Origin of the sequence: Corallococcus sp. AB049A (assembly GCF_003668885.1) — a bacterium.
Classification (GTDB): domain Bacteria; phylum Myxococcota; class Myxococcia; order Myxococcales; family Myxococcaceae; genus Corallococcus; species Corallococcus interemptor.
Genome location: NZ_RAWL01000001.1, coordinates 19,244 through 34,132, shown reverse-complemented (window position 1 = coordinate 34,132; position 14,889 = coordinate 19,244). Strand labels below are relative to the sequence as shown.

General features: G+C 70.0%; 18 protein-coding genes. 7 read left to right on the top strand and 11 right to left on the bottom strand.

Annotated features, from left to right (window positions below; translation table 11 throughout):
- Window positions 1-57: 57 nt before the first annotated feature.
- Complete coding sequence (locus tag D7X55_RS00160) at window positions 58-588, top strand: tetratricopeptide repeat protein (protein ID WP_233609411.1); 531 nt, start codon at window positions 58-60, stop codon at window positions 586-588.
- 7 nt (window positions 589-595) lie between these two features.
- Here D7X55_RS00160 and D7X55_RS00155 read toward each other — a convergent pair whose 3' ends face one another.
- The 3 genes from D7X55_RS00155 to D7X55_RS44385 form a co-directional block, all read right to left on the bottom strand.
- A complete protein-coding gene (locus D7X55_RS00155) occupies window positions 596-1,819 on the bottom strand; it encodes a serine hydrolase (protein ID WP_121721824.1) in 1,224 nt (407 codons plus the stop codon).
- Between the two features lie 97 nt (window positions 1,820-1,916).
- On the bottom strand, window positions 1,917-2,969 hold the full coding sequence (locus D7X55_RS00150; protein ID WP_121721823.1) for a hypothetical protein: 1,053 nt from the start codon (window positions 2,967-2,969) through the stop codon (window positions 1,917-1,919).
- Between the two features lie 96 nt (window positions 2,970-3,065).
- A complete protein-coding gene (locus D7X55_RS44385; RefSeq protein ID WP_233609409.1) occupies window positions 3,066-3,302 on the bottom strand; it encodes a helix-turn-helix domain-containing protein in 237 nt (78 codons plus the stop codon).
- 49 nt (window positions 3,303-3,351) lie between these two features.
- Between D7X55_RS44385 and D7X55_RS44380 the strand changes: the two genes are divergently transcribed.
- The 3 genes from D7X55_RS44380 (at window position 3,352) to D7X55_RS00135 (ending at window position 5,846) form a co-directional block, all read left to right on the top strand.
- A complete protein-coding gene (locus tag D7X55_RS44380; RefSeq protein WP_233609408.1) occupies window positions 3,352-3,540 on the top strand; it encodes a hypothetical protein in 189 nt (62 codons plus the stop codon).
- 337 nt (window positions 3,541-3,877) lie between these two features.
- Window positions 3,878-4,204 carry a DUF1772 domain-containing protein gene (locus D7X55_RS44375; protein WP_120546866.1) on the top strand — a complete coding sequence of 109 codons (327 nt, stop codon included), beginning with the start codon at window positions 3,878-3,880 and terminating at the stop codon, window positions 4,202-4,204.
- A gap of 85 nt (window positions 4,205-4,289) precedes the next feature.
- Entirely contained in the window at window positions 4,290-5,846 is a 1,557-nt protein-coding gene (locus tag D7X55_RS00135; protein WP_147442649.1) for a putative metal-binding motif-containing protein, read from the top strand.
- A gap of 1 nt (window position 5,847) precedes the next feature.
- Here the strand turns inward: D7X55_RS00135 and D7X55_RS00130 are convergent, their stop codons facing one another.
- The gene (locus D7X55_RS00130) at window positions 5,848-6,246 is read right to left on the bottom strand and encodes a DUF3224 domain-containing protein (RefSeq protein WP_120546868.1); all 399 of its coding nucleotides are present in this window, start codon (window positions 6,244-6,246) and stop codon (window positions 5,848-5,850) included.
- A gap of 178 nt (window positions 6,247-6,424) precedes the next feature.
- Between D7X55_RS00130 and D7X55_RS43175 the strand changes: the two genes are divergently transcribed.
- A complete protein-coding gene (locus tag D7X55_RS43175; protein ID WP_158626289.1) occupies window positions 6,425-6,595 on the top strand; it encodes a hypothetical protein in 171 nt (56 codons plus the stop codon).
- Window positions 6,596-6,601: 6 nt separating this feature from the next.
- Here D7X55_RS43175 and D7X55_RS00125 read toward each other — a convergent pair whose 3' ends face one another.
- Complete coding sequence (locus tag D7X55_RS00125; RefSeq protein ID WP_120546869.1) at window positions 6,602-7,045, bottom strand: DUF4437 domain-containing protein; 444 nt, start codon at window positions 7,043-7,045, stop codon at window positions 6,602-6,604.
- A gap of 104 nt (window positions 7,046-7,149) precedes the next feature.
- Between D7X55_RS00125 and D7X55_RS00120 the strand changes: the two genes are divergently transcribed.
- Window positions 7,150-8,073, top strand: a complete 924-nt coding sequence (locus D7X55_RS00120) for a LysR family transcriptional regulator (RefSeq protein WP_158616150.1) — start codon at window positions 7,150-7,152, stop codon at window positions 8,071-8,073.
- A gap of 6 nt (window positions 8,074-8,079) precedes the next feature.
- On the opposite strand, the gene D7X55_RS00115 is transcribed toward D7X55_RS00120, so the two are convergent.
- From D7X55_RS00115 to D7X55_RS00090, 6 genes are all read right to left on the bottom strand, one after another.
- On the bottom strand, window positions 8,080-8,583 hold the full coding sequence (locus tag D7X55_RS00115; protein ID WP_120546871.1) for a nuclear transport factor 2 family protein: 504 nt from the start codon (window positions 8,581-8,583) through the stop codon (window positions 8,080-8,082).
- Between the two features lie 78 nt (window positions 8,584-8,661).
- On the bottom strand, window positions 8,662-9,246 hold the full coding sequence (locus D7X55_RS00110) for a hypothetical protein (protein ID WP_120546872.1): 585 nt from the start codon (window positions 9,244-9,246) through the stop codon (window positions 8,662-8,664).
- 108 nt (window positions 9,247-9,354) lie between these two features.
- Window positions 9,355-10,113: an ABC transporter ATP-binding protein gene (locus D7X55_RS00105; protein WP_120546873.1), complete on the bottom strand. Its 759-nt coding sequence runs from the start codon at window positions 10,111-10,113 to the stop codon at window positions 9,355-9,357.
- Complete coding sequence (locus tag D7X55_RS00100) at window positions 10,110-11,081, bottom strand: iron chelate uptake ABC transporter family permease subunit (RefSeq protein ID WP_121721822.1); 972 nt, start codon at window positions 11,079-11,081, stop codon at window positions 10,110-10,112. The genes D7X55_RS00105 and D7X55_RS00100 overlap by 4 nt, the downstream gene beginning before the upstream one ends.
- On the bottom strand, window positions 11,071-12,123 hold the full coding sequence (locus D7X55_RS00095) for an ABC transporter permease (protein ID WP_147469993.1): 1,053 nt from the start codon (window positions 12,121-12,123) through the stop codon (window positions 11,071-11,073). The genes D7X55_RS00100 and D7X55_RS00095 overlap by 11 nt, the downstream gene beginning before the upstream one ends.
- Complete coding sequence (locus D7X55_RS00090; RefSeq protein WP_199746817.1) at window positions 12,086-13,057, bottom strand: siderophore ABC transporter substrate-binding protein; 972 nt, start codon at window positions 13,055-13,057, stop codon at window positions 12,086-12,088. Before D7X55_RS00090 ends, D7X55_RS00095 begins: the two co-directional genes overlap by 38 nt.
- 113 nt (window positions 13,058-13,170) lie before the next feature.
- Between D7X55_RS00090 and D7X55_RS00085 the strand changes: the two genes are divergently transcribed.
- A complete protein-coding gene (locus D7X55_RS00085) occupies window positions 13,171-14,760 on the top strand; it encodes a family 43 glycosylhydrolase (RefSeq protein WP_121721821.1) in 1,590 nt (529 codons plus the stop codon).
- Window positions 14,761-14,889: the final 129 nt, after the last annotated feature.

Genomic DNA, 14,889 nt, shown 5'->3' with positions numbered 1-14,889 from the left:
CAGTAACCCGCTGGATTCGGGGGGCGCTTGCACCGGGCCCCCTGGCTTGAGGTGCCCGTGAGCAGCAAGGCCGTGAGCAACAAGGCCGAGTCCCCCAAGGACACGCCGAAGGATGCACCGCCGCTGACGGAGGAGCTCATCCGGGGAGAGGTCACGCTGGGCCAGTTCCTCGGGATGTCGAACGACCGGCTCTACAAGTACGCCGCCACGGGCCACCAGATGCTCCAGGCCGGCCGCACGAAGGTCGCGCTCCAGATTTTCGAAGGCCTGGTGGCCGCCTCGCCGCACGACACGGTGTTCCGCGCGCAGCTGGGCGCCGCGTACATGACCGTGGACCGCGTGGATGACGCCTTCGACGCGTACGACCAGGCGCTGCGCTTCAACAGCTCCAACGTGGACGCGCTGGTGGGCCGCGGTGAAATCCACCTGCGCCGCGGCAAGGTGCCGGAAGGCCTCAAGGACCTGAGCAAGGCCATCGAGTACGACCCCGGCCTGCGCCGCAAGTCCACGCAGCGGGCCCGTGGGACGCTGCTCGCGCTCAAGAAGCAGGCGGAGCAGGCGAAGGCGAAGCCCGCCGCGAAGAAGTAGCCCCCGCTCAGGGCCGGGCGGGCGCCATCAGCGCCGCCGCGATGATCCGCGCGGCGATGTCCGGCTGGGCGCCCCCCATGTGGAGCGTGTTGACCGAATAGACGAGGCGCCGGCGCAGGTCCCGCGTGGCGCCCATCCCGTTGTTGTAGCCGTGCCGGTCTCCGCTCTTGCCCCAGAACGTGACGCCGCCCAGCTCGTACCGGTTGAGGCCCACGCTGTAGGTGGCGCCGGGCAGGTCCGGGACGGTGAACATCTCCTCCAGCTGCTTGCGCGGCAGGAGCCGCCCCTGGAAGAGCGCGACGAGGAAGCGGTCCACATCCTCGGCGGTGGAGATCATGTTCCCGGCGGCCCAGGGCACGGACTGGCTGGCCTCGGTGACGTCCACCATGCAGCGCGCGCCGTACGCGAAGGCGCCGGCCGGGCACTGTCCGTCCTCGGGCGTGAGCTCCTCGTAGCCCCGGGCGTGGCGTCCGGGAATCGTCACGTCGTTGCCGGGCACGAAGGTGTCGCGCAGGTGCAGCGGCCGCAGGATGCGCTCGCGCACGGCGTCCCCGTAGGGCCGGCCCGTCACCTGTTCGATGAGCAGCCCCGCGACGATGTAGCCGATGTTGCCGTACTCCTGCTTCGTGCCGGGAGCGAAGCGAGGACCCGGAGGAAGTGACAGCGCGACGAGCTCTCGCGGGCTGAAGCGCCGGAAGCGGTTCTCGAAGAACCAGTCCGGGTCCTTCTGCGGCACCGGCACGCCAGGCAGCCCGTGGGTGTGATTGAGCAGCTGGCGCACGGTGATGGGCGCGTAGACGCCCGCGGGTAGAAGGCGCGGCAGGTAGTGCTGGACGGGCCGGTCCAGGTCCACGCGCCCCTCGGCGGCGAGCTGGAGCACGACGGTGGCCGTGAACGTCTTCGTCATGCTGCCAATCCGGAAGTGCGCGTCCGCGTGCACTGGAGCGCCGGTGCGGAGGTCCGCCACGCCGGACGTGCCCAGCCAGCGTCCGTCCGCGCCGCTCACCCGGACCAGCGCGCCGGTGACCTCCGCGTTGGGCAGCCCCGCGATGGCCTGTCTCAGGGCCTCGCGGTCGAGGGGCGGCAGCGCCGTCTCCACCGCCAGGTCCTGGGCCTCCAGCTCACCCAGCTCCAGCTCGCTGCCAAACGGGAGCTCCGGCCCGCAGGCGGGGGCCATGACGCTCGCGAGCAATGCCATACCCACCCGCAGTCCTCGGTGCAGGACAGCCATGTTCCATCTCCTGTGAGGGAAGGGCCGGTGCTTCTTCCAGCCGGCGGATGGAACACCGGTGATGCCCGGCGGTGTCACCGGGCAGCGGGCGTGTTCTTCAATCCGCCGCCACGTACAGCTCGCCGTTCTGCCCGATGGCGCCCGGGGACAGGGACCAGCCCGGGTGCTCCGGCATGAGGTAGAGCGTGCGCTTTCCCTCTGGCGTGCGCGCGGCCCCGATGAGCAGGAACCGGCGTGTGCGCTTCGCTCCGGCGGCCGTCAGCACGTCGTGCTTCACGCTCCAGGTGCCCTGGTCGTCCTCGGAGCCGAACCGCATCGCGCCCACCTGGCCGGACGCACCCGCGTACTTGTATTGGAAGGCGTGGCCGGGGCTGAAGGTGTACTCGGCGCTGTAGGAGACCGCCGTCATGGTGGTGCTCCCGGTAAAGGTGTTGACCCACTGGGCGCTGGTGCTGCTGCCGTAGATGAAGTGGCCCACCACCTCCGGGTCGTCCACCAGCGGCAGCCCCACGGGGCTCCCGCGCACGCCCTTCAGCGCTTCCTCCACGCGGGCGTAGGACGTGTTCCAGGAGAACGAAGCCGACATGGCCTCGCCCAGGCCTCCGGGCGTCATGAAGCTCTGGATGAACACCAGCGGCTCCAGGCGGTCTTGCGCCTCCACCAGGTAGAGGCTCACGCGGAAGGTCCGGTCGTTGTTCTTCGCGCGCACCACCGCCGCGGTGAAGAAGGCGCGGGCCCCGTTGGCCATGAAGCGCCGCATCACCAGCGGGTTCGGCTTCACGTCGTTCCAGTCCGCGCCCACGCGCTCCTGCCACATCCGCGCGAGCTTGCCCTCGGCGTCGTCGAGCCCGGGCACGGCCGGCAGCCGGAGCGCCTCGACGCCCAGGGTGTCGCCCCGCTCGTCCCACTCCAGGATGAAGCGCCCGTCCGCCTGGGTCTTCCATCCCTGGGGCGCGTCGAAGGCGAAGCCGCCGGGCTCACCGGGGTCGCCGCGTCCCCGGGCCACCGCGCCCGGAGCCCCCGGCGTGGCGCTGTCGTCTCCGGCGAAGAGCCCCAGGGCCATGAGCCCCAGGGCGCCGGTACAGCAGAGCGCGCAGGCGCCTCCGGCCGCGAGGAGGATCCAGACGAAGGGACTCTTGGGACGGGCCATGCCACTTCTACGCGCTCCGGGCCGGATCTTCCCTCCCATCCCCCTGAAACAGCACGGCGGCCCTCTCCGGGCTGGAGGGTGGCCTCGGGCCTTGATTCAGTCGTGGGTGCGAAGGCTTGCGCGCCGGAGCACCGCGGGCGTGAGCCCCGTCACCCGGCGGAACACCGTGGTGAAGTGACTCTGGGAGCTGAAGCCGACTTCGAGCGCGATGTCTCCGAGGGAGCGGGTCGTGTGGCTCAACAGCTCCCGCGCCCGCTCCACCCTCCGCTGCTGCACGTAGGCATGTGGGGTCATGCTCATGGACTGGCGGAAGGCGCGGGTGAAGTAGAACACGCTCAGGCCCGCGCCGGGCCAGCTCGCCCACGTTTATCTTCCGCGCGAGGTGCGCTTCGACGAAGAGCCGCACGCGGTGGAGCGCGGCGGCGGAGAGGCCCCCACGCCGGCGTGCCGCCCGGGTGCCTCCGGGCTCCTGGAGCAGCTTCGCCACGCGGGCGGCGTGGCGGTCCTGGGACTTGCGTGCCTCGCCCAGGAAGCGGGCAATGACCTTCAGCTCCGCGTCCGTCAGGGGTGACATCAGCTGGAGGCCATCCGCCTGGACGGGACCCCAGAGCGTCTCAATCCATTCGCGTGCGTGCGCGGTGAGCGCGAGCCTCCTGCTGCTTCCCGAGCCCTCGCGCTGGACGTAGCCCGCGAGCTCCAGCCGCTCCACGTCGGCGTCTTTCGCGACGGCGCTCAGGGGCGCGGGGCCTCCGAAGTGCAGCTGCGCCAGACACGTCAGCTCCGCGCGGCCGAGCGCGAGCACCTGCCCCACGGCGGAGTCGAACTCCACGGAGGCCTCCTGGAAGCGGACGATGTCGGTGCCAATCTGGGCGAGGAGGGCGTGCCGGGGCTCATGGAGAACACCCGACGTGGGGCGGCGCTTCTGGGGCTTCGTCAGCACCGGGCCGTTGACGCTGCTCACGCTGGCCAGCCTGTACTTCGCCACGCGGGCCACGGGGCCGCTGCGGACATGGTGGCTCGCGGCCGCGCTCATGGCGCTCGTGGATCGGCTGCTGACCTTTTCGTACTTCATCCCGACAATGATTCGGCTGATGCAATCACCCGACGTGCCCGCGACCGTGGAGACCGCGACACGGTGGGTCCGGATGAACCACTTTCGTCATGGTTTGGTCATGGGAGCGTGGCTCGCGGGTCTTCAAGCCCTGTCATGGGTCCGGGTGAAGGCTGGCGCTTGACCTGCGCGGCGTTGATATGGATTAGGATTCATCCGGGGGCGGATCCCATTGCAGGTCCGCCAAAGAGGGGATGATGGGAGTGCGGATGCGAAGCGCAAGGCGTTGGGCGGTGGTGCTGGCGGTGGGAAGTGGGGTGCTGGGGGGATGCGAGGATTCGGATCCGCCTGTGGATCCGCTCCCGGACTCCGGGAGCGTGGACTCGGGGACTCCGGATGCTGGTGGCGCGCAAGGCGATGACGGCGGCACGCAGGTGGAGGTGGATGCCGGCACCGACGCGGGCTCCCTGGGGGAGCCGCTGCCCTGTGAGAAGACGCAAGGCGTCTGTTCTGGAGCCCGGCGCGCCCTGGTGGATGGGGCCTACGAGCCGGTGTGCACCGCGCTCTCGTATGGCGCGGACTACGAGGCCTCGGAGACGCGCTGCGATGGTCTGGACAATGATTGCGACGGCGTGACGGATCCGCCGCCGTCCTGGTCACAGGTCGCGTCGCTGGGATGGCCTCCGCACGCAGGCCGGATCAGCAGCCTCCGTGTGACGGAGGGTGTCCTGGCGGTGGTCTTCGACCGGGAGGTGGTGGCCCGTGTCATCCAGATGGACACCGCGATGACGCCGCTGGGCACCACGGAGATTCCGGTGGAGGTCCAGGATGACGTCCTCGCGCTGGACACGGTGAGCACCCGGCTGCTGCGCACGTCCCAGGGACCGGCGCTGTACTACTCATCCGCGGGACCCAATGGCGACCACACCCGGGGCCACCTCATCCTGCTGGATGAGCAGGGACACCGGGTGCCCCGCGAGGGCGAGCCCGAGGGGGGGGCGCTTCTCTTCGACCAGACCGTGGGCGACAGGGCCACCGCGGCGGCCGTGTCGGCGGATGGAACCCGGATCTTCTCGGCCTGGAGGAACAGCTCCTCGTTCGTCTCCGGGGGCCGTGAGGTGCGGGGCGCGCTCACGGAGCTGAACGGCCAGTCCGTGGTGGCTCCTCGGGTCCTGATGCAGGCAATCGCCAAGGACACGGTGCTCTACGGCGTGGACGTGATGGGGCTGCGTGACGGTGGCTTCGTGGTCCTGGCCCAGGAGATCAAGGACGGCGCGGTCGAGGGACTGCTGCGGCTCCAGCGCTTCGACGCCGGCCTGCAACCCGTGGGCGATGAGCGGACGTTCCCCTCCGAGGCGAATCCGGAGACCCGGCTCGTGGACCTGGGCGCGGCGGCGGGCGACGCCCTGGCGTCTCCAGCCATCGTGCTGCGTGGCATCCAGGCCGGTCAGCGCGTGCTGACGGTCCTGGGGAACCTCTTTGGCGAGGTGAGCAATCGCACCCTGGCCACGACGACCCCCATGGAAGCCTCCTGGGCCGGGACCGCGGTGACGTCTCGTGGCCTTCAGGCCGCGTGGCTCTCCGTCTCCAGGAACTCGCAAGAGAGCGATCCCCTCTTCTCGTGGCGCGGCCGGTTCTGGGCCCTGGGGAAGGAGGGCGTCCCGGCGGACCTGACCCCTGGACCCGAGTACCTGCCCCTGCACCGGTACGCGCAGTGGGTCCAGTTGCAGGAGCTTCCGGAGCGCTGGATGGGTGCGCTGGTGATGACGTCCACCAAGAGCCCCCTGTCCCACACGCTCCAGGCGGTCCGCTACTGCGCTCCCTGAATCAGGGCAGGGTGTACTGGAAGTCGTAGGAGTGCTTCCCGCCCGGCGCGATGTCGATGGTCATCGAACCGGCGAGCCCCGTCAGCTCGCCGGTTCCGGAGTCTGGCACCACGGAGATGACCAGGTGGGGCGCACCGCGCGTCATCACGCCGAAGTGCTGGAGCGCGAAGGTGCCGCTCCGCCCGTCCAGCGTGCCGCTGACGCGCTCCATGGCCACGTACCCCGCGGACCCCTCCACCGGCGTCCGCACCGCGAGCATCTGCCCCTGGCTCGTGGCGTCCAACGCACCGTGAAAGCGCTTGTCGAGCATCATCCGGCCCGGGGCCGCCTCCACCGCACCGGCCTCTGGCGCCATGGGGGTGAGCTTGACGTCGAAAGGACCACTCGCGCGCTTCGTCATGGGTGTCTGCTCCCTTGCCTGGTTCCCGGACCCATACGCCAGGAGCCCCGGCCTGGATTGCAAAAACGCGTCACTCCGGATCCAAGCCTGCCCGCCCGTGCTCCGTCCTGGAGGGATGGCAAGCCTCCGGGGCGTGATGCATCTTCCGGGGACAGCCACCCGGACAGGAGCCCCGCCGATGTTCCAGCCTCCGAAGGAGACCACCTCGAAGAAGCACCGTGGTGGCTTCATCCAAGAGACGAAGAACTTCCAGAAGATCCGCAAGCCCACCCAGGTGACGGGCAAGCGCATTGGCGGGGCGCTGCGGGCGGAGTTCGCCCGGCAGCAGAAGCGCCGCGACTCGCGCTGAAGCGCGTCACTTCGCCTTGGCGGGCGCGAAGTCGAAGGGCTTGTCCTGGGCGATGAGCAGCACGCACTCGGCGTCCGGCGAGCACTGGTTGCGGTGCACCACCTTGCCGGGCTGGTCCCACGTGCTGCCCGCCTCCACGGCGCCCGCCGCGACGGCGCCCTCGCTGGTGTTCGTCATGCGGCCCTTCACCAGCACGCCGTGGTAGCCGGCGGAGTGGGTGTGCGGCCCGGAGTCGAACCCGGCGGGGAACTTCATCAGCAGGGCGTACGGCCCCTTCTTCATGTCACCCCAGAGGACGTGCACGGACGGGCCTCCGGGCATCATCTCCGTCCAGCCGAGCTTGTCATAGGCGGTCTGCTGGAAGGCCGCGGCCTCCTTGCCCCTGGCGGCGGCGAAGGTGAACGCGGAGACGACGGCGACGGCGGCGACGAGCTTGGGCAGGGTCTTCACGGGAACGGCTCCTGGGGTTGGAAGGAAACGCCCGGGAGGATGGCGTCGAGCAGGGTCTGCGAAAATGCCCGTTTCCGCAGACCGCCTCTGCGAGAATGCAGACCATGCCCGAATGGAGTGACCTGCGGCACTTCCTGGCCATCGCGAGGGAGGGCAACCTCTCCGCGGCGGCGCGGCGGTTGAAGGTGGACCAGACCACGGTGGGCCGGCGCCTGGCCGTGCTGGAGAAGGAGCTGGGGGCGCGCCTCTTCGACCGGACACCCACGGGCCTGAAGCCCACGGCGGTGGCGCTGCGCATCCGGCCGGCCGCGGAGGCGGTGGAGACGGAGGCGCTGCGGGTGGAGCGGCTCGCCAGCGGCGAGGACCTGCGCCCCTCCGGCCCGGTGACGGTCACCGCGACGGACTCCTTCCTGGTCCACAACGTGCTGCCCCGGCTGGCCGCGTTCCAGGAGCGCCATCCGGAAATCGAGTTGCAGCTGCTCTCCGGTTACGAAGCCCTGTCGCTCGCGCGGCGCGAGGCCGACGTGGCCATCCGGCTCGTGCGCCCGCAGGAGGCGTCGCTGCGGGCCCGGAAGGTGGCTGCCATTGGTGTCGTGCCCTTCGCGTCCAAGGCGTACCTGGCCCGCCGGGGGCCGGTGCGCTTCGACACGGGGCTGCAGGGGCACGCGGTGGTGGGCTACGCGCAGGACTCGCGGCGCTGGCCGGAGTCGAAGTGGCTGGACGTGCACGCGGCGAGGGCCACCGTGGCGCTGCGGCTGACGTCCATCCTGGGGCTGCTCCAGGCCGCGCGCGAGGGCCTGGGCGTGGCGCTGTTGCCGGCGTTCTTCGGCCACCTGCACCCGGAGCTCGTCCCGCTGCGCGACGCGCTGCCGGAGCTGGAGCGGACCGTGTGGCTGGTGTTCCACGAGGACCTGGCCCACAACGCGCGGGTGCGCGCGGTGGTGGACTTCCTGGCGGAGACCATCAGGGCGCAGGCGGAGGCGCTCGCGAAGCCCCCCGCCCGGTCCCGGAAGAAACGCGCGCGGTGACCTGGGTCAGGGCGTTCCGAGCCGCTTGCCCCGGGCGAACTCCAGGCCCAGCAGGTTGCCCCGGTGGTGGATGGGATCCAGCGTGACCTTCTGGATGCGCCATCCCTCCGCGGCCGTCTTCACGACTTCGTGGGTGTAGCGCCCCACCAGGGTCCACTCCTGGGGGTAGCCGTCCATGTTGAAGAAGTGGGACACCTCCGCGTAGGCGTGCACCGTGGCGTGCGTGGGGCTGGTGAACTCCGTGCGCACGGTGTTGGCGGTGGAGTGCTGCACGCGGGTGAAGCACTCCAGCGCCTTGTTGCCGAACTGTGCCAGCACGGCGCGCGGCGCGGTGGACGGCGGCACCCCCATGAAGCGGGAGTAGTCGGACGTCACCTCGGGGGCGAAGACCCGCTCCCACCGGGTCCAGTCGCCCGTGTCCTTGCCGTGGTCGATGGCCTGCCCGTACTCGGCCACCAGCTCCTGCACGGCAATCCAATCCAGCATGTACTCCAGGCTCTTCTCACGCACCCGTGTCTGCCTTTCGTCAAGGAGGAGGGCGCAGGCTTTCACCCTCCGCGGAGGCAGATCAAACTCGGGCTGCCCGGCTCACGGCTCCGAGACGATGACGGCGAAGCCCTTGGGCGTGCTGGAGGTATCCACCACGTGCGCGGAGGCCGTCGCCGTCCACACCACCTCCACCGTGCCGGGCGCGGCGCCGGGCTGCAGCTCGAGGTTCAGCTTCGGGGCCCACTCGCAGCGCGTTCCCAGCGTGCAGTCACGGCCGAGGTAGTTGTGGACCTGGAATGTCACCGGCTGCCCCGCCACCAGCACGCCGCTCGCTTCCGGACCGGTGAACTCCGAGTCGCCCTCGGACAGCGTGGCGCGGACCCAGGGTCTGGCGGCCTGCTCGGGGTTCGTGGGCGTCCACGTGGCCGACACCAGCACCGTCACCTCCGCCTCGACGAGCTTGTCGGGCGACTTCGTGGCCGTAGCCGCCACCACGAACGGCACCTTGGCCCTGGGCGCATCGGGGGTGAGCTGGACCGCCCGGCCCGTGTAGGGCTCGGAGGTCAGGTCCTCGGACGTGGCCTGCGACGTGGCGATGGCGCTGACGCCCGCGACCAGGAGGGCCAGCCGGGAGGCCCAGTGACGCAGGCGGAGGTTCGGAGCGGATTCGGGGTGGTGGGTCATGGTGCCCGGGCCTTCAGCAAGCCGGATGCCACGACTTCACAGAGGGAAACATTCCCGGGACGCACCGGCGGTCAACGCCAGTCATGACACGTGTGTCACATCCCGGGCTCAGCGGTAGTGGACGGCGATGCGCTTGCCTTCAACCAGGTGGATGCCGATGTCCATGCCATAGATGTCGCGCAGCACGTCGGGGCGCATCAGCTCATCCGGCGTCCCCTGGAAGGCGACCCTCCCGCCGCGCATGGCGATGACGTGGTCGGAGTAGCAGGAGGCGTAGTTGAGGTCGTGCAGCACCAGCACCACGCACCTGCCCAGCGTGTCCGCCGCGCGCCGCAGTTCCTTCATCATGGCCACGGCGTGCTTCATGTCCAGGCTGTTGAGGGGTTCGTCCAGGAGCACGTAGTGCGTGTCCTGGCACAGCACCATGGCCACGAAGGCGCGCTGGCGCTGGCCACCGGACAGCTCGTCCAGGAAGCGGTGGGCGATGGGCTCCAGGCCCAGGTGGTGGAGCGCGCCCTCCACGAAGGCGCGGTCCTCCACCGTGGGGCGGCCCTTCGAGTGCGGGTAGCGGCCGAACGTCACCAGGTCGCGCACGGTGAGCCGCGACGTGACGGCGTTGTCCTGCCGCAGGATGGCCAGCCTGCGCGCCAGCGCGTCGCCGGGTGTGCGGGCCACGTCCATGCCGTCCACCAGCACCGTGCCGGAGGACAGGGGCAGCAGCCGGCTCACCATGGACAGCAGGGTGGACTTGCCGGCGCCGTTGGGCCCGATGATGGACGTCACGCCGCGCTCCGGCAGCTTCAGCGTGACGTCGTCCACCACCAGGGTGTCGCCGTAGCGGCGGGACACGTTCCGGGCTTCAATCATCGCAGCGCGCCTCGCATCAGCAGGGAGATGAACATCAGGCCGCCCCAAAACTCGATGATGACGCGCAGGTTGGCGCCGAAGGAGAAGACGCGCTCCAGCACCAGCTGACCGCCCAGGAGGCCAATCACCGCGAGGCAGACCGCCGCGGGCAGCACGTGGACGTGCCGGTGCGAGCGCACCAGCCCATGCGCCAGGTTCGCCACCAGGAGCCCGAAGAAGGTCACCGGCCCCACCAGCGCCGTGGACACCGACACCAGCACGGCCACCACCGCCAACAGGCGCGACACCGTGCGCCGGTGGTCCACGCCCAGGTTGATGGCCACGTCGCGGCCCAGGTTCAGCACGTCGCAGGCGTGAAGCAGGCGCAATCCCAGGACGGACGCGCCCGCGGTCATCACCGCGGAGACGAGGAGCAGGTCCGGGTCGGGGTTGTTGAAGCTGGCGAAGAAGCGGTCCTGCAGGAAGTCGAACTCGCCCGGCGCGATGAGGCGCTGGAGGAAGCTGGACAGGCTGCGGAACAGCACGCCCAGCACCACGCCCGTGAGCAGGAGCAGGTGGACGCTGCGCCGGCCGCCCTCGAAGAGCCAGCGGTGCAGCACGGCGGAGAAGCACACCATCACGGCGACCTCCACCGTGAAGAGCAGCCGGGTGTCCAGGCTGGCCATGGTGCGCGAGCCCAGGAAGAAGAGCAGGCCGGACTGCAGGAGCAGGTAGAGCGTGTCGAAGCCCATGATGGCGGGCGTCAGGACGCGGTTCTCCACCACGGTCTGGAACAGCACCGTGGAGACGGCGATGGCGTAGCCCACCAGCAGCACCGTGGCGGCCTTGCGCGCGCGGAAGGGCAGCACGAAGTCCCACCTGCCGCCCGCGTCCACGGTCATGAACACCCCCACGCAGAACGCGGCCAGGCCTCCCAACAGGAGCAGCCGCCGCTCGTGGCCCTCCAGGCGCAGCGCGCTAGCCGACACGGTCGTTCCTCCGCAAGAGCAGGTGCAGGAAGACGAGGCTGCCCACCACGCCCGCCACGGTGCCCACCGGAATCTCATAGGGCTGGCGCACCACCCGCCCGACGATGTCGCACAGGAGCACGAAGCCCGCGCCCAGCACCGCCACCCACGGGATGGAGCGGCGCGCGTTGTCGCCCACCATGAGGCTGACGACGTTGGGCACCACCAGCCCGATGAAGGGAATCATCCCCACGGTGGCCACCACCACCGCGGTGACCATGGCGACGATGGCCAGCCCCAGCGCCACGATGCGCGGGTGGCTCAGGCCCAGGTTGGTGGTGAAGGCCTCGCCCATTCCGGCGACGGTGAAGCGGTCCGCGGCGACGTAGGCGACGACCGTCAGCACGAACGCGCCCCAGAGCAGTTCGTAGCGGCCGCGCAGCACGCTGGAGAAGTCGCCCGTGGTCCAGGCCATCAGCGATTGCAGCAGGGAGAAGCGGTAGGCGAAGAACGTCGTCGCCGCGTCGAAGATGGCCCCCAGCACCAGCCCCACCACGGGCACCACGAGCGCCGAGCGCAGGGGGATGCGCCGGAGGATGAGCAGGAACAGCGCGGTGCCCGCCATGGCGAAGCCCGCCGCCACCGCCGTCCGGGCGAGGATGGGGAGGCCGGGAGCGAGGAGGGTGACGGCCAGCAGGCCCAGGCTCGCGGACTCCGCCGTGCCCGCGGTGAAGGGCTCCACGAAGCGGTTGCGCGCGAGCATCTGCATGATGAGGCCCGCGACGGACAGGGACATGCCCGCCAGCACCAGGGCCAGCGTGCGCGGCACGCGGCTGATGACCAGCACCTGCACGGCGCGCTGGTGCTCCGACGGCGCGAGCAGCGCGTCCCACGACACGTGGCTCACGCCAATCAGGAGGCTCGTGCCCGCGAGCCCCAGCACCGCGAGGCCGGCCAGCACGAGCAGCGGCAGCGGGCCTCCCTTCGCGGGCCGGGCCACGGACTCGCTTCGCGCGAAGGCGGCCTCAGGGAGCGGGGGGCTGTCGGGGCTTCGCGTAGACATCGGAGAGCTGCTCCATCAGGCGCCGCAGGGACTGGATGCCGCCGCCGATGAGGTAGGTGTTCGCGGGCTCCAGGTACACGACCTGCCCCTGCTTCCAGGCCGCCGTCTGGTGCACCAGCTCGTTGTCCAGGAGCCGCTGCGCGCCGCCACCCTCGCCAATGGCCGCGTCCCGGTCGATGACGAACAGCCAGTCCGGGTGGGTCTCCAGGATGAACTCCGAGCCCACGGCCTCTCCGTGCAGCGACGCCTTGAGCGACGGGGCCGCGGGAGGGATGCCGAACGCGTCGTGCAGCACGCCGAAGCGCGAGCCCGGGCCATACGCGCTCATCCGTCCGCCGGACGTCAGCACGATGAGCCCCTTGCCCCGGCTGGCGGTGGTGCCCTTCAGCGTCGCGATGCCCTGGTGCAGCGCCTCCACCTGGGCGCGTGCCTGCTCCTCCTTGCCGAAGACGGTGGCCAGCCGCCAGGTGTTGGCCACCACGGTGTCCAGGAAGTGCGCGTCGTCCGTGACCTGGTCGATGGTGGGCACCATGGCGGACAGCTTCGAGTACCGGGCGCTGGAGCGGCCGCCGGTGATGACCAGGTCGGGCCGGGCGGCGTGGAGGGCTTCGTAGTCGGGCTCGAAGAGCGTCCCGAAGCGCGGGTACTTCTTCGCGTCCGCGTACTTCGCCAGCTGGCCGGGGAAGTAATCACCCGCCACGCCCTGCACGTCCACGCCCAGCGCGTCCAGCGTGTCCAGCGCCGCCAGGTCGAACACCACGACCTGCTTCGGGTGCTCCACCACCACGGTGCTGCCCTGCGCGTGCGGGATGCTCCGGCCCGCCGCCGCGCTGGCTTCAGGGACGGGCGCGGGGGCCGGGGCGCGCGAGGCCCGCCAGCCGAAGAGCGCGATGACCGCGACGCCGATGAGGATTGCAATGAAATTGATTTTCATTATCGAAGTCGGCGATATACCGGATGGTCGCCGGGCCGTCAAAACCCATCGGCCTTGCGTGGTCCGGGCCTTCCTTGGAAGCTTGAAATTCAAGACTTCCATGGAGAGGCCTCATGAAGCCCGTCCGAGCCGTGCTGCTGCTGTCGTTCCTTACCCTGGCCCTGTCGGGGACCGCCCGCGCGCAGGACAACTCGCGCACGCTGCTGATGCAGTGGCTGGCGGATCCGGACGTCTACAAGGAGCACGACGACCTGTTCTTCCTCACCGGCACGGGCAACGGGGTGGTGCTGCCGCTGTATGAGTCCAACGACCTGACGGCGTTCCGCTTCAAGCGTGACTACAACCCGTCCGCGGCGGACCCGGCCTACGACTACTGCTTCCTGTGGGCGCCGGACCTGAGCAAGGTGGGCAGCGTCTACCAGCTCCACTTCTCCGGCCACCGCGTGCCCAACGGCGCGGCGTGTCCTCCGGCGGGCCAGGAGGTGACGACGTTCGTGGCCACGGCGCCGGATTTGAACCTCAACTTCGGCGCGCCCCAGCCCATCAACGCGAACACGACGTGGCCTCGCACCACCACTGGCACGGCGTGCCTGCCGCAGGGGTGCAACCGGAACATCCGCATCGACTCGGCGACGTTCAACGACGGCGTGGACCGCTGGCTCTTCTATGTGTGGTTCCAGAACGGCAACAACATCTCGTCGTTCAAGCTGGCCGCGCCCGGCACCGTCTACAACCACGCGGGCCCGGCGGTGTTCGCGACGCCTTCCTACGAGGAGGGCATCAACGAGGCGCCGGAGCTCTTCAAGCGCGACGGCCGCTACTACATGGTGTTCAGCGGCGGTTGGTACAACAGCCAGTACGCCATGTATTACGTGATGGCGGACACCGTCCCGGAGCTCACGCGGGCGCGGGCGGTGCGGCGGCTGTCCCTGCCGTTGAAGAACTCCGCGGGCCGGCTGGTGCAGTCCCACGGCCACAACGTCATCGTCGAGCGGCGGGGGGAGTACTTCAACGTCTTCCACCAGGGGGCCTTCGACAGCGCGGGCAACCTCACGTCGCGCAGCACGTACAAGCAGCGCGTGGCGTTCAGGCCGGACGGGGCGATGACGTCACTCAACCAGGTGAGCGTGCGCTGGAACCGGCTGGCGGGGTACAGCTACTCATTGGACGTCGTGTTGAAGAATGGCTCGGTGGTGGGGCCGTGCACGTCCGTGACGCTGCTGGGGCAGGCCAACAAGACGGTGTTCGACGGCGTGTGCCGCAGCGCGGGGGACCGCGTGGTGACGAAGGGGGAGATCGCCGCGTTCCGCATCTTCTATTCCAACAACAACGTCTGGGGCCCGTTCGTGGAGAAGGCCTATGACGGCATCTCCGACGACGTGACGCTGGAGCTGCCCGGCGGCGTCACGCCCTTCGTGGACCTGGAGTGGAGCGAGGAGGAGACGACGGCACAGTACTCCATCGACGTGCAGCGGCGGGACACGGGCGCGTGGATTGGCCCGTGCATTGGCGTGGGCGCCGTGAACAAGAGCCTGGCCTGGACCTACCAGGGGCGCTGCGACACGCCGGGCATCAACGTGCCCCTCTCCAACATCCAGGCCTTCCGCATCTGCTCCGCGGTGAATGGCGACTGGGCCCATGCCCGCTGCGGCGCCGCCGCGTATGACGGGCGGGCCATGCACTCGCGCATCAACATCCCGTAGGCTGAACCCCATGTTCGACGCCATCACCTCCGACCCTCCGCTCCTGGTCCTCCTCCTTGTCGTGGTGGGGGGACTGGCCTGGGCGTTTGGGCCGAAGGGGGGCTGTTGGGCGCCGGGCTGGATCGCGCG